Origin of the sequence: Pseudomonas rossensis (assembly GCF_039888995.1) — a bacterium.
Lineage (GTDB): Bacteria > Pseudomonadota > Gammaproteobacteria > Pseudomonadales > Pseudomonadaceae > Aquipseudomonas > Aquipseudomonas rossensis.
In genome coordinates this window covers 12,021-36,242 of the sequence record NZ_JBBWCB010000007.1, presented here as the reverse complement: position 1 = coordinate 36,242, position 24,222 = coordinate 12,021, and the positions used below count along the sequence as shown (strand labels likewise).

Here is a 24,222-nt window from a genome sequence, read left to right as displayed (position 1 = left end):
CTTATTACTCACTGTACTCATCACAGTAAAAAACCGAACTTCCTTGTTGCTTGGGGTCGGCGATCAATAGGGGGGATTGGCCATCATTTTGGTTCAGCTTCAAGTCTTTGAACTGAGCACGCAATGCTGCTTCAGCGACGGCGGGGCTCTCTTTCAAGTAGATCGCATGAACGCTGAAAGGACCTCGATATGGAATAGCGACTTGAGTTACCGTCAAGCCATAGAACGTATCGTTTACACAATAAAACGCTGCCTCATCAATACGGCAAGGTTCGAGTTTTCTATCGCTAAAATACTGGCCACTCGGCTTGTTGGTCACTGGATCAAGAAAGATATCGTGGATATTGCAGGCTTCAATGCCCTTGAACTGCTCCTCCAAAGTCGTATGAGAACACGCACTTACTACAAGCAATCCAATAATCAGCGAAATACGCTTCAACCACTGCGATGCAGTGAATGTTTTGTTAGTAAACATCCGCTCTATCCTCACTCAGAAAACACAAAAAAAGCCTTCGGCTTAACCTTCTCCGGCACCGCATTCCCCAACGCCTGATCCATCAAACTCCCCGCCTTATCCTTATCCGCAGTCCCCGGCAGTACCGGTGGCTTAATCCCAATCCCCGTCCCACTTCCCGCCGACCCACCGGCATTAATCTTCACCACCGGCCCAACCACCGTAATCCCACCCGCATCCAGCTTGATGAAACTCCCTCCGGCCTTAACCGTGAGCTCCATCCCAGCCTCAATAACAATCTTGTCCCCAGCCTTCAGATGAATCTCTTTCCCAACGCTAGTCAGCTGCGCAGTCCCCAACTTCACATGCTGGTTCTGCCCAATCGTCAGGTGATCATCCATCCGCGCTTCAGTCTTGCGATCCGCAATCGTGGTGCGATGCTCTTCCGCCTTCAGCTCGGTGTAGGTGTTCTTCTCCACCGTGTCATGCCGTTCATTCCCCACACGAATCTTCTGATCATGCTCAATGTTTTCATCCCAATCCCGCTGGGCATGGATGTAGATCTGCTCCGCCCCTTTCTTGTCCTCAATCCGCAATTCGTTGTACCCGCCGCCCCCCGGTGAGCTGAGGGTTTTGAACACGGTGCGAGTCTTGTTCGCCGGCAATTCGTACGGAACCTGGTTTTCCTTGTGATACAGGCACCCAGTCACCAACGGCTGATCAGGATCCCCTTCGAGAAAGGTCACCAGCACTTCCATACCGATCCGCGGGATGGCGATGGCGCCATAACGATCGCCGGCCCAGCTCGAAGAGACGCGCATCCAGCAGCTGGTTTTGTCATCCGCCAACCCTTCGCGGTCCCAGTGGAATTGCACTTTGATTCGGCCGTACTGGTCGCAGTGGATTTCTTCGCCTTTGGGGCCGGTGACCATGGCGGTCTGACTGCCGAGGACGCGGGGCTTTGGGTGTTCCAGCGCGGGGCGGTAGAAGACGTCCCACGGGGTGGCGAGGAAGCGGTTGCGGTAGCCCTGGTGGAAGTCGTCCTTGTGGTCGGTGGTGTCGCTGGTCACCGATTCTTCGAGGACTTGCGGCTGTTTGCCTTCGTGGACGATTTCGGTGAGCAGCCAGAGGTCGTTCCACTCGGTGCGCGGGTGGTCGGACATTTCCAGGAAGTGGCCGCTGATCAGACGGGTCTGATCGCCGTGGCCTTCGGCCTGGCGGTAGTCGGCGCGGTGGCGTTCGAGGGCGCGTTGGCTGAGGAATTTGCCACGCGCGCGGTCGATGAAGCGACCGGGGTAGTCGTAGTCTTCGAGGTCCGGTGCGTCGCTTTGCGCCTCGGGCTTGTAGGCGGATTCGAGTTGCAGGCGTGGTTTTTCGAAGTCGTAGTCGCGACGGGTGACGCGACCGGTACGGGTTTCGAGGCGCAGTTTGAAGCCTTTGATCACCGGCTCGTCGGCGACCATGCCGCTGCCTTGGACGTAGGCGGTGGGCTGCCCGAGTTTTGGAAACACTGTCTGGTCATCGCCGAATACCAACAGATGACCTTTGGAACTGTGCTGGAAGTGGTAGTGAATGCCTTCTTCTTCGCACAGGCGTTGGACGAAATGCAGGTCGGTTTCGTCGTACTGCACGCAATAATCGCGATCCGGGCACGGCTGGCTGAGCTGGAAGCTGTAGGCGTTGGCCTTGATGCCGTGTTCGTCGAGGATCAGCGCGATGATTTTCGGCGCGGACATCTGCTGGTAGATGCGCTGGTTGGTGCGGTGGTGCAGGTATTGCAGTTGCGGCACCAGGGAGATTTTGTAGCGGGTCAGGCGTTTGCCGGCATCGCCTTGGGCTATGCGGTAGATCTGGCCGTGTATACCGCTTCCCTGCGGATCGAACGCCAAAAAAGCCTGTTTGTGCAGGAGCTTTTCCAGGTCGAGATCGGGGTTTTCGCTGACCAGTTCCAGGTCGAAGCGATACGGCTGGCTGATGCCTTCGGTGCCGGTGAACGACAGCACTTGCAGGTCGCCGACGTAGTCTTCCACGGTCAGGCTGAAGTGCGTTTCGTTAGCTGGGTTGAACATTGCTTGCTCCCTGTTCGGTAGTCATCCGTTACGCCCGCAGTCGCAGGCGTTGCAGCAAAGACGAAGTGGCGCCCAAGGCGTCACGCAATTGGGCGGCGGTGATGGTGCGCTTGGCCGCATCGAAAGCCAGCGCCGTTCGCAGGGCTGGCCAGCAGTGTTTGGGTAGGTTTCGAGGTGCGTGCAGCTCGCGTTCGAGGTGGCCGTCGCGGGCCTCGGTCGAGGGCAAGCGGCGGAACGGGTGTTTGCCGCCGGCCAATTCGTAGAGCACGCAGGCCACGCCATAGACATCCGCACTGGCCGACAGCGGTTGGCCTTCGAGCAGTTCGGGGGCGGCGTAGCCGGGGGTCCAGGCGTTGAAGCGGTTGCGGCTCAGGTGTGGCAGGCCGGGCAAGATGCCTTCCTCGGCCTGGCCCAGACCGAAGTCGAACAGGCGCACGCCTTCTTCACTGAGCATGACGTTGCTTGGCTTCATGTCACCATGCAGCACGCCGCGAGCGTGGGCGAAGGCCAGCGCGTCGAGCAGCGGCAGCGCGATGTCGCGCAGTTCTTTCCACGGCAGGCCCAGCGGCCGCTCGCAGAGTAATTTGTCCAGGGTCAGCCCACGCATGAGTTCCATGGTGATGAAGGCGCGCTGGCAGTCGGTGTCCACTTCAAAGCTGTGCAAACGCAGCACGTTGTCGTGGCGCAGTCGTCGGGTCAGGGCGAACTCGCTGTAGAGCAAGGCACTGGCGTCCGGCGATTCGGCAAATTCTTCGCTGAGGATTTTCAGCGCGATGTAAGGGTCGGGATCGCCGAACTGCTCGCTCAGCAGATCCCGTGCGCGGTAAACCGCGCCCATGCCGCCGGCACCGAGCAGACGCTCGATGCGGTAACGGCCTGCGAGTACGTCCGGCATTTCGCCGATGCGGGCCTTGGTCGGCGCCAGCGCAGGCTCTGCTTTATGCGGCTTTCCGTTTAGATGCTTGGCAAACGCAAAGTAAGTCAGGTTATTGGCTTCCTCGTCGGTCACCAGCAGGTCGTCGAGCGGCGGCATGAGTTGAGTCATTTTCGGATCACCACAGCAGTCAAGTTGTCCCGGGCCGAGCCACGCAAAGCGCCATCGAACAAACGCTCCAGCGCAACGTGCGGCGCGGTCAGGCTCAGGGCGTTGCCCAAGGCATCGGTGCTCAGCCCCTGGTACAAACCATCGCTGCACAACAGAAACGTATCGCCGGGGTAAACCTCGAGTTCGAGCACGTCCAGAGTCAGCACATCGGCTGCCCCGACCGCACGGGTCAGGGCATGGGCCGAAGGATGCGCACGGGCGTCCTCGATGCTCATGTGTTGCTCGTCGATGAGTTGCTGTTGCAGCGAATGATCCTTGGACAGCTGATACAAACGCTGGCCGCGCCACAGATAGCAACGGCTGTCGCCGGCCCAGATGCAGGCCGCGCGATTACCTTCCACCAGCAGCGCCACCACGGTGCTGCCCATGATGCTGTCGTGGCGCCCGGCCGTGACGGTCAACTCCTGCCCCAAACGACGGTTGAGCCAGTGCAGGCACTGGCGTATGCCTTTGAGTCGTTCGTCGAAGTCGTCCTGCACCGGCAATTCCGCCAGGCTGGCGACGATCAACTGGCTGGCGATGTCGCCACCCTGATGACCGCCCATGCCATCCGCGACCACCCACAGCCCCTGCTGTGGGCAATCGAGAAAAGCATCTTCGTTGCGCGCCCGAACCTTGCCCGGATCGGTACGCGCAGCGCTGCGCCAGGGACTGGCAACCAGCATCAGAGCTGCACCGGCATACGGAAGGTACGCAGCACGCCCATGTCGAACGGGTTCGGTGTGCGCTGGCTCGACAGCAAGTAGTTGGCGCGCAGGCCGCCTACATCAGCTTTGAGCACCAACACATCACGACCGCTCAGGTACTCGGTCTGCATCAGGTCGAACAGACGGAACAGCGACCATGGGCCGGTGTTCTTTTCGATACCGATCGGGCGGCCGGCCATTTTGTCGAGGACCAGGCTGGTGCGACCGTCTTCAGCATCGGTCGGCCATTTGAACGACACCGGCACGATCGGGCCGTGGCGGTATTCGATGGTCTTGTCGCCAAACTTGAACTCGGAACGGCTGACGGCCGGGTCGAGGGTGTATGGCTCCAGTTTGAATTGCACTTGCGGTTCGGCCGGGTTGATCGAGAAGAAGCTCTGGCGAATCACTTGGGCCGCGGCCATCTGGTCGAGGTAGACCTTGGAGATCGGCATGCTGTGACCGTCGATGCTGCGCAGACGGTAGTTGCCTGGATCGCCACTCACGAACGGACGCATGTAGGTCTCGAAGAAGCGATCGTTGATGCCCTGAGCCTTGAAGAACTCGCGGAAGTCGCTGATCGCAACGTCGCTGGTGCTGTGGGCGCTGAACGGGTAACGCTTGTTGATCGCCTTGCCATAGAAGCTGTACAGCTCGCTCTGGTAACGCTGGTTCAGGTACTGGTAGGAATCGTTCAGCACCAGGCGCCAGGTGTCTTCAGCCAGGACGTTGAACCACACGCTGACCGGACGCGGCAGACGGTTGGAGGCATTGCGCAAGTTGCTCAGCGCATCACGCTGGCCGCTCATGCGGGTCTTGGCCATTTCGAACGCAGCCTGTTCCGGCGCACTGGCACGCGCCAGGCTTGCCAGTTGCAGTTGCAGGTCGTTGAGCGCCGTCAGGGCCGGGGTCAAATCAGCGGCCGGGCCGTTGTTGTCATCCAGCAAACGGTGCAGCGGTTCGAAGCGACGTTGCAGGGATTTTTTTGCGGTGTCTGGCAGGTTTTTGATCGCAGCCATGTCCGAGGCTTGGTCCGCTGCGGCAGACGCCAGTTTGCCCAGCTTGCCCAACTTGCCTTTCTGATCGGCCAGCGCTCCAGCGGCATCAGCCGCTTGATCAACCGGTTCGGCTTCTGCCGGGAAACGCGTGTTCTCGCGCACCTCCACCAGCAGTTGCAGCACGGGGGAGTTGGCGGACGTCAGGCCTGCCAATTGCTCGGCGCCTTCACCGGCGTCGTTGATCGGTGGCAGGGCAACCTGGCCGACCGCTTCACTCCAGAAGTTGGCGTAGTCGCGGAAGTACAGTTGCTCCAGTTCGACCATCAGGCGACGCAAGTCCATGCCGCTGATGCCCGAGCCTTCGCCCAGCACCCAGTTGTCACGCAGGATATCGGTGACCAGCGCACTGCCCTGAACCGAGAAGTACTGCTGATAACCCTGTTGGGTGTAGAAACCCGGGATCACATATTCGGTGCCAACAAACAGCGAAGCCTGCGGGCCGATGTGTTGGCTCAGACGGTATTCCGGCAGGTTACGGGCCTGCTCGCGCAACATCCGGTAAACCACGTTGGCCAGCGATTCGCTGCGCAGTACCTGACGCGCTTGCGCTACCAGTTGATCGTTCAGCGGATAGATAAACGGCTGCTTGAGCAAACGCTCGAAGTGCGTGTTCAAACCGTTCTGCACCGCGGTGTTGCCGGCGTAACGCTGGGACCAGTCAGTGGCGACCCAATCCTTGAGCCAGCCCGCATCGCGGCGATCTTTCATGTTCAACATCAGGTACGCACGCAGGCTGTTGAGCAGGCGTTCGCGGTCCTTCATGTTGGCGCGGATCTGCCCTTCCAGCAGGGTCGCAACCTTCGGCAGCAGTTGCGCTTCGAGCTCACGCTCGTAGGCCTCCTTGACCACCGGATTGACCTCTTCGCCTTGGTACAGACCACCACGTTCGTGGTACGACACGTCACCTTTTTTCGGGAACACCTGAGTCGCTGCGTAGCTGGCGTCGAGGGGCTTGAGCACCGCCATGGAATCATCACGCGCGGTCAATGCCGAGCGCTGTTGCGTCCAGTTGGTCGCCAGGTTGCGCAGGTTTTCCAGACGCTCGTAGTTAGCGGAGAAACCGCCGGCCCAGAGCATGCCGAACAGTGCCAGCGCCGCCAATGCGCCCACGTACAACGCGCGCTGGCCCCAATGAATGCGGCTGCGTTCGCGCTTGTCCAGACCGGCCAGATCGGCCTCGGGGAAAATCACCCGGCTAAGCAAGTGGTGAATGAACCGGGAACGGCCGCTGCGCAGGGTCGGCAACACGCCGGCGTCGATGCCCAGGTTGGCGCCGATGCCGGCGGTGGTCTGGTCCATTTCCTTGGTCAGGTGCGGTGCGCTGGTCAGGTAGAAACCGCGCAATTGGCTGACACGCTGGTAACGGTTGCCGGTGAACGCCATGTCGACGAACAGGCACAGGCGCTCGCCGATCTGCCCCAGTTGATGCGGGAAGTCGAGGATGCGGCCACGACGCTGGGTGTCGCGCTCCTGGTGCATACGCATGATCACCTGGCTGTTCAGGCGACGCAGCAGCTCTTCGAACTCGGCGCGCAGGACGGCGACGTCGGTGCCGCTCTGTTCTTTGCGGAAACTGGTGCCGAGCACCTGATCGCTTTCTTCGCGGGTCAGTTGATCGAAGAACTCGTCGAAACCGAGCAGCTTGTCAGCCTTGCTCAGGACCAGATAAATCGGCACATCGACGTGCAGTTTCTGATGCACGTCTTGCAAACGCGCACGCACTTGGCGGGCCAGGGTGTCGAGCTCTTGCTCGCTGCCGCCCAGCAGTGTTTCTACTGGAATGGTCACCAGCACGCCGTTCAACGGACGGTTGCGGCGACGCTTGCGCAGCAGGTCGAGCAAGGTGCTCCAGGCGCTGCCATCGACTTCGGCATCCGGCTGGGTCAGGTAACGCCCGGCGGTGTCGATCAGCACACCGTGGTCGGCGAAGTACCAGTCGCAATGCCGAGTGCCGAGGGTGTCGCGGGTCAGTTTGCGGTCGATCTTGTTGATCGGAAACTCAAGGCCCGAGAAGTCCAGCAGACTGGTCTTGCCGCTGCCCTGCGGGCCGATCAACAGGTACCAAGGCAAATCGCTGCGCCAGCGTTCGCTGCGACCGCGATAGAGGCTCGAGGTCTTCAGGGTTTTCAACGCATCCTTGAAGCGTACGCGAAGCTCTTTCTGCTCTTCGTCGATCAACTCTTCACGGCGGATACGATCCTGGCCGTCTTCGGTGTCTTCGATAGCCTTTTTGCGTACGCCAGCGCGCCAGCTGACGAAGACCATGGTCAGGCCCCAGATCAGGAACAGCACACTGATGGTCAGCAGGCGGGAGGTCGAACCTTCCCAGAACTTGTAGTCATTGACCGCCAGCAGTGGCCCGACGAACCACACCAGCAGTGCGACGAACAGCACCAGCAGCAAGGTCCAGACCCAGGTCTGACGCAAGAATGCGCCGACTTTCTTGAAAAACTTTTTCATCACACGTCCCTGTTTACGGCTGCGACTGCGGCTGGACCGCGGCCGGATCTAGCTGCTGATAAGGTTGCAGAACGGTTTCGCGTTGCTCGCCCAATACCCAGGCGAAGCCCGAATACATCACCACCAGGCAAACCACGGTGAACAGCACCACCATCCACGCCGGCACGATGCGTACCAGGCTGCGGCGCTGATCGTTCAAGCCTTCCCAATGGGGCGACAGTTCGCGAGGCACGTCGCCGCGCAACTGACGAATCTGACGATACAAGGCGTCGCGGATGCCTTCGAGCTCGAGCATGCCGCGGGCTTGCACGCGGTACTTGCCTTCGAAGCCCAGCGACAGGCACAGGTACATCAGCTCCAGCATCGGCAGGTGCTTGACCGGGTTTTTCGACAGGCGATCCAGCAGCTGGAAGAACTTCTCGCCGCCGAAGGTTTCGTTGTGGAAGCTGCTGAGCAGGCTCATCTGCGACCACTCGCTTTCGTTGCCCCACGGCGTGGTCACGACGGCTTCGTCGACCACGGTGCAGAGCACGTAACGCGCGGCCATCACCTGGCTGCTTTCGGCGCCGTTGTGCAGCGCACGCACTTCAAACAGTTTCAACCCGGCCGTCAGTCGCTCGTTGAGCGCGTACATGTCTTCGCGGGTGTCGCTGTGCTTGAGTCGCACCACTTCCGACAGCAGGTCAGAGGCAGCGGCCACCAGCGAATTGAGGCTGATGTTGAACGCTTCGGCCGGGCGCAAACGCGCGGCGTAGATCATCCGTTCTTCGAGCTGTTCAAAACGCGGCGGTGCGGCGAAATCTGTCAGCGGACTCTGCGCCGGGCCGTGGCCCTGACGGTCGAGCAGGACGGTTTTATCGTCCTGGTTGTGTTCCATGTCCTTGATCATGTCGGTCAGTTCCTGATGGCCCAGAATTTCAGTTCAAGCTCGGCAAATTCGCCGGACACGTGGAACGCGAAGCCGCCGGAGCGCTCGAGTTGTGCCAGGTCTTCGGAACTGAGTTCGAGAATGAAATAGGTTTTGTTGGAGTGGAACGCGATCTGCCGCGGGGCCACCGGCAACGGTTTGACCTTGATGCCCGGCAGATGCAGGTTGACCAGTTGGCGAATGCGCTCCACCGGGCCGACCTTGAGGTGCGCCGGCAAGCGATGGCGCAGTTCTTCGGAGTCGCAGTTGGCACTGGCGGCGAGCACGAACGAGGCCGAGCCCAGCAGTTTGTGGTCGTGCAACGGCGAGACGATGATCCCGTACTGGCGCGCTTGCAGGACCAGTTCGATGGCGTGCTGTTCGAGCACCATCGACAGCACCTGACGAATCGCTTCCATCAGTTTGCGGAAACTCGCGCCCTGGTCGCTGTGCTGGTAACGGCTGTCCAGACGCGGGCGTTTACTGTCGCTGGAAAACGTCGCCAGATCGCCGAGCATGGTCAGTAGCGTGCGGTACAACTCTTCCGGGTGAACCTGCTCCAGGCCGAGGTAATGACGCAGCAGCAGTTCGGTGCGGTTGATCAGTTGCAGCATCATGAAGTCGCCGACTTCCGCGCCACCGACTTTGCCATTCGAGCGGATGCGCTCGGCGATGGTGTCGCCCCGGTGGCCGAGCATGCTGATCACTTCTTTCAGGCACGACAGCAGGTAGCTGGACGAATGCGCCTGAATATAGGTCGGCACGAAATCCGGGTCGAGGCTGATCACGCCGTCGGGGGTGGTGTCGAGCACTTCGCAGATCTTCAGTTTCACGTAGGCCTGGTCGCTCTGCTGCTCGCCGAGCAACAGTTTGAAGTCCGGGCGGCCGCAGCTGACCTGGCTGGCAGAATCGTCGCCGGCGTTGGAATCGGCGACTTCCGCTTCGTACGCGGTGTAGCGCGCCAGCACGTCAGATTGCTCCGGACGTCGCGACTCGATGTGGTTACCGGTGACCAGTGGCAGCGCCAGGTAGATCGGCGTATGACCGGTGTTCGGCGGCACGTCGAGGGCCAACGGTTCGGTGTTGCCGCCGAGTTCGAACAGGCTGCCGTCCGGCAGAATCCCCGAGGCCTGGCTGATCACCAGTTTGCCCATGTTGAGGAACTGCAAGTCGATGTCCAGGTTCAGGAAGCCCCAGGTGTAGCTGCCCAGCAACTGAGTGCGGGTCTTCATCTGGTGGTCGTAGTAGCGATCGTTGTGCTGGAAGTGCTGCGGGCGTAGCAGCATGCCTTCCTGCCAAATCACTTTATGGGAATTCATGATCAGTCATCCGCCTTGGCGAGCGTTTCGTTGCTGTTGCGAATACCGGCCTGGTCGAGGGTCAGATCAGCGTCGGTGACTTCCACCGGGGTGACTTGCACCGTGTAGCGCCATTTGGTTTCCGGCAGATCGCGGTAGGCGGCGAGGATGCCGACGTAGCGACTGCCCTCCTCCACGCTGAGTTTCATCTCCACGGTTTCACCTGGACGCAGTTCAATTTCTTCGCTGGCCACCAGGTCCGGGGCCAGGGATTCCTTGGCGCGCTCGTACAGGCTGAAGAAATCAGCGTTCTCGAACGTCACCGGATGCTTGAGCTCGAACAGACGCACAACGATCGGCGATGGACGCCCGTTGAGGTCCGGGTTCAGTTGATCGCTGGCGGTCAGCTTCAGGTTGAGCTTGGTGACATGGGAATACGGCGACAGCGACGAGCAGCCGGCCAGCAGCACCAGGGCCGCGAACGCCGTCAGCGTCTTGAAAAAAGCGGTCGAGCAGCGAGACATGCGCATCATCCTTGGTGGTCGGTGTGAAGGGTGGAAATCAGGCGAATCTGTTCTTCGTAAGCCTGAGCGAAGTCGCGGGCCAGCAGGCGCTCGCTCCAGTCATCGTCCTGACGCAGGGCCTGGTGATAACGACCGTAAGCTCTCCAGCGACTGCCGGATGTGGCGAGCAACGGCTTGTTGTCGCGCTCGAAACGCAGGGTCAATTGCTGTGGCGAGAAGTGCTCCAGCGTGCCGCGAACGGCAGCACGGCTGGCGGTCAGCAAGGCCACCTGATGCGCCTGCAAATCGCGGAATGCACGGGAGATCGCCTGCTCGGCCGGCAACTGGCCCGGCTTGTTCGGCTGCAACAAAATGCCCAGCGCTTCGCCGGCATCGACGGCAAATTTCAGCGGGTTTTTGTTCGTGCCTTGCACGGTGGTCTGGGCCAGACGCAGTTCGTTTTTCAGTTCGCTGCGGGTGCGCAGGCTCTGCTGCAAGCCGCCGACGCTCTGCTTGAGCAGGCGTGCAGCGTTCAGCGCCAGGGCTTCGCGGGCGTCGTGGTCGAGGCCTTTGAGGTCCACGCCCAGCGCCGCGCCGAAGTGCTCCCAGAAACCTTCGCTCTGACGCTCGACGGCTTTCGGCGCCGGGGCTGGCTCGGGCTCTGCCGGGGCGTTGATCAGCTCCGGCACCATCAGGCTTTCCATGTCGATGCGCGCATAGTCGGCGCGCTGACGGGTGTCTGAGAGGGTCGTGCTCGGGGAGATCAGTTCGTCGATTTCCGAATACACGCGCTCTTGCTGATCGAGGGCGTTGAGCGGGTCGAGATCGAGAAACGCGTCATCAGGGATGATGCTGCCTGCCGCTTGCGGACGGCCGACTTCGACATCGAAGGTCGCCGGGTCGCGCACCAGCCGCGCACGGATCTCGAAGTCACCCAGCACGTAGACACTGCCGTGCTCGATGCGCATCGCTTCGCCCTTGCGCAGGCGTGCGCCGCTTTCGCTGTCCTGGATACCGTTGCTGCTGGTATCGGTCAGGAAAAACGTGCCTTCGCGGTAGCTGATCAACGCGTGATGGTTGGACAGGTGACGCTTGCGGTCCGGGATGATCCAGTCGCAATCCTCACCCCGACCGATCACGCCACCGGCCTGTTTGAAGGTCTTCTGGCACAAATCCGTGGGCACGAACTGCTTGGTGTTGAGCATTTCGAAAACCAGTTCCATGGTGATACTCCTTGCGGTCACTTGCCGCGATTGACCGCCTGCGGATCACCCAATGGGCGATAGGTGTTGTCGTTGTATTTGTAATTGCCGCTACAGCCGCCGAGGCCGCATAGAACGACGAGGGTCAGCAGGACGGCTTGCCAGTGACGAACAGACATCAGAGGGTCTCCAGGGGTAGACAAAGTACAAAGCGCCGACCCGTTTGGGCGGCGCTGCTAGAAGCGGATGAGGTGAAGTCGACGGTCGTTTGCCTAGCCATCGAAATCACCCAAGTTGATATTCAGGCGCCCGAGGCGGTACAGCAGCGTGCGGCGTGGCAGCCCGAGTTCGCGGGCGGCGAGGGTCTGGTTGCCGTCGTTTTTGCGCAGGCAATCGAGCAACATTCTGCGTTCGACATGCTCCAGGCGTTCGCGCAGGTTCAGGCCGCTGCTGTCATCCGGCATGGCTTCCATGCGCAGAGAGAAATGCTCGGCCAGTAACTCACCGCCCTCGCACAGCAGCACCGCGCGTTCGACCAGGCCTTTGAGTTCACGCACGTTGCCGGGGAAGGCGTAACCGGACAGGTGATCCAGCGCCGCATCGGACCAGCACACCGCATCGCGCTGCAAGAACGAGCACGCCTTGTCGGCGAAGTGCCGGGCCAGGTCGAGAATGTCGCCTTCGCGCTGACGCAAGGCCGGCAACTCGATCGGGAATTGCGCGAGGCGGTAGTACAAGTCCTCGCGGAATTTGCCTTCGCTGACCAGCACCGCCAAATCACGGTGAGTCGCGGCGATGATGCGCACGTCGATCTTGTGGGTGTCGTTGGAACCCAGTGGGCGAATCTCGCCTTCCTGCAGAACCCGCAACAGCTTGGCTTGCAGGGACAACGGCATGTCGCCGATTTCATCGAGCAGCAAGGTGCCGCCGTTAGCCGCATCGAACAGCCCGGCGCGGTCGCGATCAGCACCGGTGAATGCACCTTTGCGGTAGCCGAACAGTTCGCTTTCCAGCAGGTTTTCGGGGAACGCCGCGCAGTTCTGCACGATGAACGCCTGAGAACGGCGCGGGCCGCAATCGTGAATCGCCCGCGCCACCACTTCCTTGCCGGTTCCGGTTTCGCCGCGCAGCAGCACGGTATACGGGCTGTGCAGGACTTTGCTGATCAGCGAATAGGTCTGGCGCATGGCCGAACTCTTGCCGATCAAACCGTAACCGCTGGCGCTCGGGACGCTGGCCTTCACTGGTCGCGCATCACCGGTTGGCTGACGCAAGCGTTGCAGCAAATGCAGCTGGCCGAGCACGAACGAACCCAGTTGCCCGAGGGAATCGGCGAAGCCTTGCAGGTCGATGTGCCGGCGACTGGCGCACAGCAGCAAGCCCTCGACGGCCTTCTGCTGATTGACCAGCGGCACGCACAGCAGCGACTGCCAAGGCGTGGCCTGGGGTGGCAGGAAACTGGTTTCGTGCAGGCTGCCGCTCAGCTCGCTGAGACACACCACGCGGTTCTGGCACAGGGCGAATTGCAGCAGTTGTTCACCGTTGTAATCCGCCGGCAGGCTCGCCGCTTCCCGCGGTTGCAGGATGCCGTTGAGGCATTCGGCGTTCATCCCCAGGCACGTGTGAGTCGCGTCCAGCAGGTACAGCTGCGTCAACTCGCAACCGCTGAGCTCGGCCAACCCGCGCACAAAGTCACCCAGCAGCGCAGCACCGTCCGCCGCGCGCGACAAGCTGGCGAATTGCGCCAGCAAGGCTTCGGCATAGACCAGCGGTTGCGGCACTTGAGTGAACATCACACCCACCTCAGGCGAACTCGCACGTCACGCTGGCGTTGCCGTCGAGCGTCGCGTGGACACGCTTGAGGCTTTCGCCCGTGGCCATCGCATCGAGCAGGCGGTCGGCCACCAGCGGCAGCACGTGCAGGTCGAGCAAATGGTCGATCAGGCGCGCGCCACTGTCGCTCTGGGTGCAGCGTTCGGCCAAGTGATCGACGAGGTCTTGCGAGTAAGTGAAATCCAACTGACGACGGTTCAGGCGCTCGCCCAAACGACCGAGTTTGATTTCGATCAGCTCGCGCAGCACCGGGCCGCCGACCGGGTAGTAAGGCACTACGCGCATGCGCGCCAGCAGCGCCGGTTTGAAGTGTTTGCTCAGCACCGGGCGGATGGTTTCTTCAAGAACTTCGGCCGACGGCCGCGCGCCGTTTTCACAGAGCTCGGCGATACGGTCGCTGCCCAGGTTTGAAGTCATGAGGATCAGCGTGTTGCGGAAATCGATCTCGCGCCCTTCGCCGTCGTTGGCCACGCCTTTGTCGAAGATTTGGTAGAACAGATTCAGCACGTCCGGGTCGGCTTTCTCGACTTCATCGAGCAGAACCACCGAGTACGGCTTCTGCCGCACGGCTTCGGTGAGCATGCCGCCCTCGCCATAACCGACGTAGCCCGGCGGCGCACCGATCAGGCGCGAGACGGTGTGTTTCTCCTGGAACTCGGACATGTTGATGGTGGTGATGAAACGATCACCGCCGTACAGCAAGTCCGCCAGGGCCAGCGCGGTTTCGGTCTTGCCGACGCCGCTCGGGCCGACCAGCAGGAACACGCCGACCGGTGCATCGGGTTTGTTCAGGCCGGCAGCGGTGGCGCGCATCGAGCGGTCCAGTGCGTGAACGGCTTGTTCCTGACCACGGATGCGGGTGCGCAAGTCGGTGGCGAAGCTCGCGACCTTGGCGTTGTGCTCACGGGCCAATTGCGCCAATGGCACGCCGGTCCAGGCGCTGATCACTTCGGCGACCAGACGCGGGCAGACTTCGAAGCTCACCAGACGTTCTTTGACTTGCAGCTCGGTCAGGGCGCGGTGGGTTTCGTTCAACGCAGCTTCCAGGGACGCGACGCTTTGCGCTTCGTCCACAGGGGCTTCGAGAGTTTCGATCACGGTGCCTTCGGCATCTTCTTCAACCGTGACAGTGGGCTCGACTGCGGCAGCTTCGCGCGCCTTGGCCAATTGCTGACGCAGATCCAGAAGGCGCTCGGCCAGTTCTTTCTGCTCGGTCCAGAGGGTTTCCAGCGCAACCCTTTCGTCGTCGGCGGCAGCCAGGCGATCTTCCAAAGCGTCCAGCGCTTCGTGATCGATCAGCAGACCAGCCTCGGCATCACGGCGCAGGGCCTGACGCTGACGACCACCTTCAGCCAGTTCGCCACGCAGGCGTTCGAGGCTTTCCGGGGCAGCGGCGAGGCTGATGCGCACGCGAGCGCACGCGGTGTCGAGCACGTCGACGGCTTTGTCCGGCAGCTGACGGCCCGCGAGATAGCGAGCAGACAACTCGGCCGCCGCAACCACTGCGTCGTCGCGCAGGTAGATGCCGTGGCTCTTCTCGTAGACCTGAGCCAGGCCACGTAGGATGGTCACCGCTTCGCTGACGGTCGGTTCGTGCAGTTGCACCGGTTGGAAACGACGGGCCAGGGCCGGGTCTTTTTCGAAGTACTTCTTGTACTCCGCCCAGGTGGTGGCGGCGATGGTGCGCAACTCGCCACGGGCCAGGGCTGGCTTGAGCAGGTTGGCCGCGTCGGAACCGCCGGCGTTGCCACCCGCGCCGATCAGTGTGTGGGCTTCGTCGATGAACAGGATGATTGGTTTCGGCGAGGCTTTGACTTCATCGATCACGCCTTTGAGGCGACGCTCGAATTCACCTTTGACGCTGGCGCCGGCCTGCAACAGGCCCATGTCCAGCGACAGCAACTCGACGCCTTTCAAGACTTGCGGCACTTCACCGGCGGCGATGCGCGAGGCCAGGCCTTCGACGATGGCGGTTTTACCGACGCCGGCTTCACCAACCACAATCGGGTTGTTCTTGCGGCGACGGGCGAGGATGTCGACCATCTGACGGATCGCGCCATCGCGGCACAACACCGGGTCGAGTTTGCCGTCGCGGGCCTGTTGAGTCAGGTTGTGGGTGAAGCGCTGCAGCAGCGATTCGCCGGGTACAGCGGGTTTGCCCGTCGCCGGTTGTTCTTTCTGCGACAGGGCGAATTCTTTCAGGCGCTCGATGTTCAGTTTGGCCAGCAACGACTGGTAGCGGCTGCCGGCGTAGCGCATCGGATTGCGCAACAGCGCGAGGATCAACGCGGCTTGCTCGACCTGGCTTTGGCCCAATTCAAGGTTGGCCACCAGCAACGCGTCTTGCAGCCACTGCACCAGTTCCGGGGCGAACACCGGGTTGCGCGAAGCGCTGTGCTCGACCCGCGATTGCAACGCGGCGCTCAGCTCACCGGCATCCACTTCGGCGTCTTGCAGCGCGCGTGCGAGCAAGCCTTGCGGGCGCTCCAGCAAGCCCAGCAGCAAGTCTTCGACGAGGATCTTGCTGCCGCCACGGGCGACGCAGCGTTCGGCCGAACTTTCCAGGTCACGACGGGTTTCGGCGTCCAGCGCCTGGATAAGTTGTTGCAGGTCTACGTTGATCATTGGTCATCTGTCCTTAATGAATTTTGCTGCCCAGGGTCACCACGCCGTCCGCTTTTTCGCGGCCGAGCCAACTGGTCCATCCCAGGCGACAGGCGTTTTGCTCACCGATGCGCAGTTCGCGGATTTCTTCCTGGCGCAACACCAGGCGAATGTCGTAATCGAGCGGGTCACGCAGCGTGAACCGCACCAGCGCGCAGAGCGGCTGGTAGCCGAAACCGATCGGCAGGAATTCGTGGAAGCGTTGCCAGTCGAGTTCGCGGATATGGATGCGGAATTTGCCGCTGCGGTCGCGCACGTGTTCGCCCAGCACCAGGTCTTCGCCGAGCAGGCTGTTGGCGCGGCCCAAGCGATTGCGCTGCTCGTCGAGGATTTCGACGCGGCGCTCGATGCACTGCTCGATGGTCAGTTCGGCGTGCTTGAAGTAGTAACGCAGCACCGCTTCGATCAGCGCCGCCGAGTGCGCCCGCAAGCTGAGCAAGCCGAGGTACGGCAGCAGGCGTTTCCAGTTCAGTTCCTGGGCTCGGCGGATCTCTTCGCCACCGAGGCCGATCAACGCAAACAGCTGCGAAGAAAACGGGTCGAGGGCGCCGCTCTGGAAGCTTGCGCGGTAGCGGTATTTTTTCCAGATAGGCAACATCAGGCGTTGCAGGCGATGGTGGAAAAGGTCGAGGAAGTTGCGGGTCGGGTTACCGTCTTCGCTATCGCCCAGGGCCTGTTCGCCGTAGAACGCCGGCAGCGGCGAACCGGAACCGACCAGGCCGATCAGGTTGAAACGCAGACGCGCACGCATCTGCCCGTGCTCTTCGAAAAACTCCACGCGATCGACGTCACTGCCGGGGAAACCCAGGCTCGGGTTGGCCTGGAATTCCAGCTGGTCGTACAGATCGTCTTCGCTCAGGTACGGGTGCGCCTCGCGCAGCCGGTCAACCACCAGCAGCACGGCCTGAAACAGCGAGTACTCGCGTATTACCCGAGTCAGCCCGCTTAAAGCAGGGGTTGCAGACCCATACGTGGTGTCCATTGGTACACCTCTCCCTGTGTGCTTTTTACCCGCAGCTCGTGGTACGAATTGAGACTGGCGTAAAGCGCGAAAAACTCGTTAAGAACTGAAGCGAAAACGAACAGGTCGCCCTCACCGATATACCCTTCCGGGTCGATGGTCAGCTCGGTGCGCAACCCGCGTACCGGCAACCCTCGGTGCAAGCGGTCGACGTGTTGGTGTTTGATCGACTTGAGCCCACCCAGTAGGCGCTTGCTGACTTTTTCAGCGTGTTGGTCGTAGTAGCGCGGCAAGTCGTAGGTTTCGAGAATTACCTTCAACGCATTGACGTCCGCCAGCGACAGATAGTTAAGCGACATGTTGCTGATCAGCTTCCAGAGGAAGTCACGGTTCAGCGGCGGCGCATAACTGGGCGTAGCCGGGGTAATGTTGCGGAAACTGAGAAACTCCGGCGTCTCTTCGCAGGCCATGCAGATGTCGCCGAGCTTGAGCTTGCGCGGCAGGTTCTGGTTGGTGCACATCAGCTCGATCGACAGGGTTTCATGGGCTTCGGTGTGGCGAATGCCGAAGCTCAGGTAAGTGTCGAGACCGTCGTGCAACGAGGACGAACGCTGGCGGATGCTGTAGTGCGGACGGCTGTTGGGCACGTCGAAACTTGGATCGTGCTCGAACGATTCGAACGGCACGTACTCCTGATAACCGAGGCCGCCGGGCTTCCAGCCGGTGACGGTTTCCACCGAAAACACACCGCAGTTTTCCAGGTCGTATTCGGCGGGCAGCAGCAGGTATTCGTCCTGTTTTCCATCGAGGCGGATCGGCAACGCATCGTGCTTGAACAGGTTGACGATGGGCGTGCAGTAGAGCTTCACGTTGTCCAGCGTCGGACGCATCCGCATGATGCCGCTCTTGCGAATATCGAAGCGCAACTCGAGGCCGCGCATCTGCTTCAGCGTGTCTTCCGGCAGGGCTTTGAGCAGGTCCAGACCGTTGACATCGACGAACAGGAATTTGTCCTGGAAGGCGAAATATTCCTGCAAGTAGCGGTAGCCACGGAAGGTGTTCAGCGGATACGGGATCAACGCCTCTTCTTCGGCAAAACCCACCGGCTGCACGCGGTCGCCGGGCATCTTGAATGCCATTGGCGTGCCGTTGACGCCGTTGATGGGCTTGCCGGCGCCGTCCAGCGGGATCAGCTCGATGCCTTCCAGGTTGCGCAACAGGCTCAGGTAAAGCATCTGGCTGATGTAGCGCTCACCGGCGAAGTGCAGACGCAGACGGCTCAGTTCCAGTTCACCGAGGTGACCGTCAGCGCTCATCTCCAGGCGCAGGCTCAACAGCGAACCGTCGCCTTTCACCGAGTAATTCAGCGCGGCCAGATCCAGCGGCAAAACTTCGGTCGGGTAGCAGGTACGGAAACGGCAACGCACGTCATCGATCGGCACACTCTCAACCGGTGTGTCGCGCTCGACCATCAACGCAGGCCCCGATCGCTTCAACGGATCGAACTGCAAAATACTGAACGCCGGCAGCGGGCGCATGTAGTTGGGCCACAGCAGGTGCATCAGCGAATGGCTGAGCTCTGGCAACTCGTCGTCGAGCTTCTGACGCAAGCGGCCGGTCAGAAACGCAAAGCCTTCCAGCAACCGCTCCACGTCCGGATCCCGCCCGGCCTGACCCAGGAAAGGCGCCAACGCCGGGCTACGCTCGGCGAATCGACGACCTAACTGGCGAAGTGCGGTGAGTTCGCTTTGGTAGTAGTGGTTAAACGACACGGGTTACCTGCCTGGTATTGAATCTCATGAAAAAAACGTCCTGTAGAGCGCAACCGTCAGCCCGGCACAGACGTAGCCGGCGATCAGCAGGTACGGCACGATCAGGATCCAGCCGTAGGCCATGTCAGAGTCACTGAGCGGCCCGGCGACCAGACTGAACAAGCCATAAAGCATCCATGGCACGGCGTAGAACGGAATGAACTTCAACGGCGCCCACCAGACCATCCGCAGCGCCTGTTGCTCGTTTCGGCTCTTGGCGGATCGAGAACTCCACAGCGAAAACATCAACAGCCCGGGGATGCCCCACCACAACAGATACACCCAATGGGTCTCGGATGAATCGAACGTGGAGTACTCGCCAATCCACAGGCCATAGGAAGAAATCGCCAGCACCGCCAGCAATGGCCACCACAAGGCAACCATGAAGAAACTCAGTTGCGCGCGGCTAAGCATGCCCATCTCGTCAGCTTCATCGGTCATTGGCGAGCCTTCACCGTCGAAGACTTGACCCGGCCGACTGGTAACACCGTTGTCAGGAAAGAGCGAAACTTCACTGGGCCTGCCCTCCCTTATTCGCAGTGATCGGCACGTATGAGTCAATGAAGAGGTACTCGCTGTCCGCACCGCTTACACGATTCATCGTCAGCGGTTTGCCATCAGGGGTGCTGAAGCGAGACCAGCCTTCGGTGACCAGACTGCCGCCCTCGGCGCGCACCTGGACGAAATAGTCCGGGGGGGTGGATCGAGTGATTTCGATGAAGTAGCCACCATCCTGTGCACCGCGCCACACTGCATCGGGATGCTCGGGCAAAACCGGCTTCGCGTTGCCCCAACTCGACACGACCCAGAACGTCACGACCACGATGGTCGCAAGTGCGCCGATCAGGCTCAGCAGGTGATTGAGCCATTTCCATACGCGCATCCATGGCGTCATGGTGTACACCACGTGCGAACGCCGCGCTTTTCGAAGCCCGCACACTGATTGCTTTTAGCGAACACTTGGTAAGCGTTTTCGGGGCTGTAGGCGGAGTCCAGCGTATGCTCAACCCCGGCCATGGCTCTATCGGCACTCAGAATCTGGCGTTGCTGAAGGTAGATGACGCCCTCACCGGCAAAGAACATCACGTTATCGACAGTGAATGGCTCACTGTTTTTTTCTCCAAATCTCAGCCAACCCTCGTCCCACAATGACCCATCATCGTTTCGGATCTGAACAAAATAATATGGCCGCTCAGACTTGGTGATTTCGACGAACTGGCCACCGTCAGCACCACCCCGCCATTTCGCGTTCGGGTACTCGCTCAACAAGCGAGGCTGAGCTTTAGAAAAGTCCATGTACGAAACGATCACCACAAGCGCCACGCAGGCAAGCGCGCCCATTACAATAAGGAAGCGCTGTAGCCAGATCATTTCGACACAGTCCAGGCGAACGGAGAGGGACGGAAGAGACGAGTCATCTCAAGATTCCGCCGTGTATGCGAAGGGCGTATTGCTGACGAGTGTAATCATCAGATTGAAGCGCCACACCCGTTGAAAACTTCCTGGCTTGCCTATCCATGGATATAAACACCACTCCAACTCCGGTCATGTTTCGGCCCGTTTAAACGAAACTTTTAGAGCGCCACCGCTCAATTATCAAGCGCAACACAAGCGCCAACAGACTCATACTGGTGGTAAGACCACCATAGGCGAATGCTCGCACCGGGTTATCTGGCAAAAAATAAAACAGTACAACACTCAGCATCACTGCTATCACAAGTAACTTCAACAAAACCTTAGGCACAAAGAAAACGATGAAATTGGCCAAAATAAAAAAGTAAAACGTCAGCTCTGCGGTACCACCTATTGCGGCACCCCTGTCTGTGAAGCCCATATGCGATTTGTAGTAAACAACACCAATATCATGCACGTAGAAATACAAAACGCCGACGAGCAAATAAATAACGGCACCAACGAAAACTTTCAAAATCACGCTTCCCATGTTTTGTATTTTGCCAACAGGCCTGCGTCAACCGACGTCTTGAGCCGTACATTAGAGGCGGGTTTGAACACAGTGCTTGCGACTGTCGCACCGCCGATCCCAAATCTTTGACCACTCATGGCTCTTTTCTCGAGCACCAGCTCAAAGTTCTCAGAAGCCCACAAACAGGCCCTGATGATTATGAAGTTGTCGTAGACATTCTTACTGCCATCGTCGCTGCCGCCGAGCGTTCCGTCTGCCCAGTCTAGGCCGGTTTGGCCAGTCTTCCTGACCGCGGAATCAACCTCGTGGGTTTCTTCCCAACACTTTCGGAAGGTATCCACTGCGAATGGAATTTGCCCCAGTCCATCTGTCCAGTAAGGATCCCCTTCAACGAGACAAAGAAGATACTTGGCACCACCTTCAGGTTGTTTTTTCCAATCTCCGGGAAGATTTCTATAGTAAACAAGCGATGGCCTGTCCACGACTGCAAAATCAATAATCGATTGCCATGTATGCTGCCGATAAGCTCCATACACTTCCGACCCTTCTACATTACTTTCGGGGTTTACCCATAAGCGTTCGCGATAGAAGCCGGCCAATGGTTCAAACCATTGAATCTTCTCAGCGTATAGCTTTTCAGCGCTTAGGATTCGAAAAGGCTTATCACAGATATCTGGTTTTACAGCGAATAGAGGTACGCCATTAGAACGAGTCACCAACCAAACTTCAGGTAGATTCAAAGTCCCCAGATCCGTATCGTTGCTGGCGGTCGTCTTATCATCAAGCCTTAATGCGGTAGCACCGTCTTCGGTAACAAAGGTATAAGGCACGCCGCCAATTTCAACAATCGTTTCCAAGATATATTACTCCGAAGTTACAAAAATCGAGACGGACTCAGGTTTCTGCCCCGTAGAGAAACAGGCAGACGTACCAGCTACCGCGGTACCAAACTTCTCGATTCCACTTTCGGAAACTATTTTATAATTCAGTCCCTCGACCATTTTCCCACTGGCAGTTTTAAAGGCAAAAACACGATTGAATATTCCGGGGATAATCACAGGCAACGGCGCCACAAACGGCACCGCCGAATGCGAATTCCCGATAATCACCGTCCCGGAACCGGCCGTAACCTTGTTGCCATGAGTCCCAACGGAATCCACCGTCGCAGCCGGTTTCCCGTTAATCAAAACCGTCGTCGCCAACCCGCCCGACATCGCACCACCACACGCCGAGGCATCGCCTTGGCGGGCGGCCGCGAGGCCGTCGAAGAACACGTCGCCGGAACCGGCGACAATCGGGTTGGTGCCGTGGCCGGGGAGCGGGCAAGCGGTGGGGTCGGTGACGCGGGCTGCGGGTTTGCCGGACATCGGAGTCTCCTTAGTTGACCTTGACCTGACCGCTGCCATCCAGGCGCGCGGCGAAACTGACCTGACGCTTGAAACCATCAACTTCCAGCAAGCCTTCGATGCTGAAGGACAGGCGAAGCTGATCGTGGTCACGCGGCAGGGAAATGACACGCACATTGCTCAGGCGTGGCTCGTAGGCTTCGATGAAATTTTCGATGGCCAAACGGGCCTGACTCAGGGAGTCGTGCAGGCTCAGACGCATGTCATTGAGATCGGGTAGCCCGTAATCGGACAGCGTTTGCACGCTGCCCGCACGGGTGCTGAGCATCTTGGCCAGATGGGCAGCCACGGACGCCATGGCGGAGACCTCGCGGCTCCAGCCGACGCGTTTGTCCGCGTCGCCACCCAGGCGTTCGAAAAGGCTGCCGTATCCAGTCATGAGTTAGCTCCGTTTACTCTTTGTCCAGCTTGCCAACCAGCGACAGGGTGAAATCGGCACCCATGTACTTGAAGTGCGGGCGCACGTTCAGGCTGACACGGTACCAGCCAGGCTCGCCTTCAACATCGCTGACGATGATCTGGGCAGCGCGCAGTGGACGACGGCCACGTACTTCGGCGCTTGGGTTTTCCTGGTCGGCCACGTACTGGCGGATCCACTTGTTCAGTTCCAGCTCGAGGTCGGTGCGTTCTTTCCACGAACCGAGTTGCTCGCGCTGCAGCACTTTCAAGTAGTGAGCCAGGCGGTTGACGATCATCATGTACGGCAGTTGGGTGCCGAGCTTGTAGTTCAGCTCTGCTGCCTTGCCTTCTGCGCTGATGCCGAAGAACTTCGGCTTCTGCACCGAGCTTGCGGAGAAGAACGCCGCGTTGTCGGAGCCTTTACGCATGGTCAGGGAGATGAAGCCTTCCTCGGCCAGTTCGTATTCACGACGGTCGCTAACCAGAACCTCGGTAGGAATCTTGGTTTCGATTTCGCCCATGCTTTCGAAGTGGTGCAACGGCAGGTCTTCAACCGCGCCACCGCTCTGCGGGCCGATGATGTTCGGGCACCAGCGGAATTTGGCGAAACTGTCGGTCAGCTTGGTACCGAACGCGTAGGCAGTGTTGCCCCACAGGTAGTGCTCGTGGCTGTTGGCGACGGTTTCTTTGTACACGAACGATTTGACCGGGTTTTCTTCCGGGTCGTACGGGTTACGCAGCAGGAAACGCGGCACGGTCAGGCCAACGTAACGGGAGTCTTCCGACTGGCGGAAGCTCTGCCATTTGGCGAATTGCGGGCCTTCGAAGTGATCCTTCAGATCCTTCAGGTCCGGCAGACCGGTGAAGCTTTCCAGACCGAAGAATTTCGGGCCGGCCGCGGCGATGAACGGCGCGTGGGACATGCAGGCAACGCTGGACACGTACTGCATCAGTTTCACGTCCGGCGAGCTTGGGGACATGAAGTAGTTGGCGATGATCGCGCCAACCGGCTGACCACCGAACTGACCGTATTCAGCGGTGTAGATGTGTTTGTACAGGCCAGCCTGCATCACTTCCGGCGAATCTTCGAAATCGTCCAGCAGGTCTTCTTTGGAGACGTTGAGGATTTCGATCTTGATGTTTTCGCGGAAGTTGGTGCGGTCGACCAGCAACTGCAGACCACGCCACGACGATTCCAGGGACTGGAACGCCGGGTGGTGCAGGATCTCGTCCATCTGGCGGCTGAGCTTGGCATCGATCTCGGCGATCATGCGGTCAACCATGGCCTTCTTGACCGGCTCACCGTTGTTCTGCGGCTTGAGCAACTCTTCGATGAAGGCCGATACACCGCGCTTGGCGATGTCGTAGGCTTCGTCGTCCGGCGTCAGGCGGGTTTCGGCGATGATGCTGTCGAGAATGCTGTATTCGCCGTTCTCTTTGCTCTTTTGCTGTGCTGCGCTAGTGCTCATTGTGTTGGCTTCC

The 24,222-nt window shown here is 59.8% G+C and carries 22 protein-coding genes; all 22 read right to left on the bottom strand.

The features are described 5' to 3' along the window. Window positions 1-4: 4 nt before the first annotated feature. The 22 genes from WLY71_RS03910 to tssC all read right to left on the bottom strand — a co-directional run bounded on the left by WLY71_RS03910 (window position 5) and on the right by tssC (window position 24,209). Window positions 5-475, bottom strand: coding sequence for a hypothetical protein (locus tag WLY71_RS03910; protein ID WP_347802583.1), 471 nt, complete (start codon window positions 473-475; stop codon window positions 5-7). Window positions 476-486: 11 nt separating this feature from the next. After that, on the bottom strand, window positions 487-2,523 hold the full coding sequence (locus tag WLY71_RS03905; RefSeq protein WP_347802582.1) for a type VI secretion system Vgr family protein: 2,037 nt from the start codon (window positions 2,521-2,523) through the stop codon (window positions 487-489). A gap of 28 nt (window positions 2,524-2,551) precedes the next feature. Further along, window positions 2,552-3,568, bottom strand: coding sequence for a serine/threonine-protein kinase (locus tag WLY71_RS03900; RefSeq protein ID WP_347802581.1), 1,017 nt, complete (start codon window positions 3,566-3,568; stop codon window positions 2,552-2,554). Continuing rightward, entirely contained in the window at window positions 3,565-4,293 is a 729-nt protein-coding gene (locus tag WLY71_RS03895) for a PP2C family protein-serine/threonine phosphatase (protein WP_347802580.1), read from the bottom strand. Before WLY71_RS03895 ends, WLY71_RS03900 begins: the two co-directional genes overlap by 4 nt. Beyond that, window positions 4,293-7,832 (bottom strand): type VI secretion system membrane subunit TssM, encoded by a 3,540-nt coding sequence (gene tssM, locus WLY71_RS03890; protein ID WP_347802579.1) that lies wholly within the window; start codon window positions 7,830-7,832, stop codon window positions 4,293-4,295. Before tssM ends, WLY71_RS03895 begins: the two co-directional genes overlap by 1 nt. A 13-nt stretch (window positions 7,833-7,845) precedes the next feature. Next, window positions 7,846-8,721, bottom strand: coding sequence for a type IVB secretion system protein IcmH/DotU (gene icmH / locus WLY71_RS03885; protein WP_149631550.1), 876 nt, complete (start codon window positions 8,719-8,721; stop codon window positions 7,846-7,848). Between the two features lie 5 nt (window positions 8,722-8,726). Continuing rightward, complete coding sequence (gene tssK, locus WLY71_RS03880) at window positions 8,727-10,058, bottom strand: type VI secretion system baseplate subunit TssK (protein WP_046053871.1); 1,332 nt, start codon at window positions 10,056-10,058, stop codon at window positions 8,727-8,729. Between the two features lie 2 nt (window positions 10,059-10,060). Continuing rightward, complete coding sequence (gene tssJ, locus WLY71_RS03875) at window positions 10,061-10,561, bottom strand: type VI secretion system lipoprotein TssJ (protein WP_008150089.1); 501 nt, start codon at window positions 10,559-10,561, stop codon at window positions 10,061-10,063. Between the two features lie 5 nt (window positions 10,562-10,566). Beyond that, a complete protein-coding gene (gene tagH / locus WLY71_RS03870) occupies window positions 10,567-11,763 on the bottom strand; it encodes a type VI secretion system-associated FHA domain protein TagH (RefSeq protein WP_347802578.1) in 1,197 nt (398 codons plus the stop codon). Between the two features lie 17 nt (window positions 11,764-11,780). Next, the gene (locus WLY71_RS03865) at window positions 11,781-11,921 is read right to left on the bottom strand and encodes a hypothetical protein (RefSeq protein ID WP_008150087.1); all 141 of its coding nucleotides are present in this window, start codon (window positions 11,919-11,921) and stop codon (window positions 11,781-11,783) included. 93 nt (window positions 11,922-12,014) lie between these two features. Then, complete coding sequence (locus WLY71_RS03860) at window positions 12,015-13,535, bottom strand: sigma-54 interaction domain-containing protein (RefSeq protein ID WP_347802577.1); 1,521 nt, start codon at window positions 13,533-13,535, stop codon at window positions 12,015-12,017. 10 nt (window positions 13,536-13,545) lie between these two features. After that, on the bottom strand, window positions 13,546-16,200 hold the full coding sequence (gene tssH / locus WLY71_RS03855) for a type VI secretion system ATPase TssH (protein WP_347802576.1): 2,655 nt from the start codon (window positions 16,198-16,200) through the stop codon (window positions 13,546-13,548). 13 nt (window positions 16,201-16,213) lie between these two features. Then, window positions 16,214-17,221: a type VI secretion system baseplate subunit TssG gene (tssG, locus tag WLY71_RS03850; protein WP_033059313.1), complete on the bottom strand. Its 1,008-nt coding sequence runs from the start codon at window positions 17,219-17,221 to the stop codon at window positions 16,214-16,216. Further along, window positions 17,185-18,972 carry a type VI secretion system baseplate subunit TssF gene (gene tssF / locus WLY71_RS03845; protein WP_347802575.1) on the bottom strand — a complete coding sequence of 596 codons (1,788 nt, stop codon included), beginning with the start codon at window positions 18,970-18,972 and terminating at the stop codon, window positions 17,185-17,187. The genes tssG and tssF overlap by 37 nt, the downstream gene beginning before the upstream one ends. 24 nt (window positions 18,973-18,996) lie before the next feature. Beyond that, a complete protein-coding gene (locus WLY71_RS03840; RefSeq protein WP_347802574.1) occupies window positions 18,997-19,452 on the bottom strand; it encodes a hypothetical protein in 456 nt (151 codons plus the stop codon). A 70-nt stretch (window positions 19,453-19,522) separates the two neighbouring features. After that, window positions 19,523-19,906 carry a hypothetical protein gene (locus WLY71_RS03835; protein ID WP_347802573.1) on the bottom strand — a complete coding sequence of 128 codons (384 nt, stop codon included), beginning with the start codon at window positions 19,904-19,906 and terminating at the stop codon, window positions 19,523-19,525. Next, window positions 19,903-20,382, bottom strand: a complete 480-nt coding sequence (locus tag WLY71_RS03830) for a hypothetical protein (RefSeq protein WP_347802572.1) — start codon at window positions 20,380-20,382, stop codon at window positions 19,903-19,905. Before WLY71_RS03830 ends, WLY71_RS03835 begins: the two co-directional genes overlap by 4 nt. Before the next feature lie 190 nt (window positions 20,383-20,572). Further along, window positions 20,573-20,953: a hypothetical protein gene (locus WLY71_RS03825; protein WP_347802571.1), complete on the bottom strand. Its 381-nt coding sequence runs from the start codon at window positions 20,951-20,953 to the stop codon at window positions 20,573-20,575. After that, window positions 20,941-21,792 carry a hypothetical protein gene (locus WLY71_RS03820; protein ID WP_347802570.1) on the bottom strand — a complete coding sequence of 284 codons (852 nt, stop codon included), beginning with the start codon at window positions 21,790-21,792 and terminating at the stop codon, window positions 20,941-20,943. Before WLY71_RS03820 ends, WLY71_RS03825 begins: the two co-directional genes overlap by 13 nt. A gap of 6 nt (window positions 21,793-21,798) precedes the next feature. Then, on the bottom strand, window positions 21,799-22,302 hold the full coding sequence (locus tag WLY71_RS03815) for a PAAR domain-containing protein (RefSeq protein ID WP_347802569.1): 504 nt from the start codon (window positions 22,300-22,302) through the stop codon (window positions 21,799-21,801). A 10-nt stretch (window positions 22,303-22,312) separates the two neighbouring features. Then, the gene (gene tssE, locus WLY71_RS03810; RefSeq protein WP_008150080.1) at window positions 22,313-22,720 is read right to left on the bottom strand and encodes a type VI secretion system baseplate subunit TssE; all 408 of its coding nucleotides are present in this window, start codon (window positions 22,718-22,720) and stop codon (window positions 22,313-22,315) included. Between the two features lie 13 nt (window positions 22,721-22,733). Next, window positions 22,734-24,209: a type VI secretion system contractile sheath large subunit gene (tssC, locus tag WLY71_RS03805; RefSeq protein ID WP_095126885.1), complete on the bottom strand. Its 1,476-nt coding sequence runs from the start codon at window positions 24,207-24,209 to the stop codon at window positions 22,734-22,736. Between the last annotated feature and the right edge of the window lie 13 nt (window positions 24,210-24,222).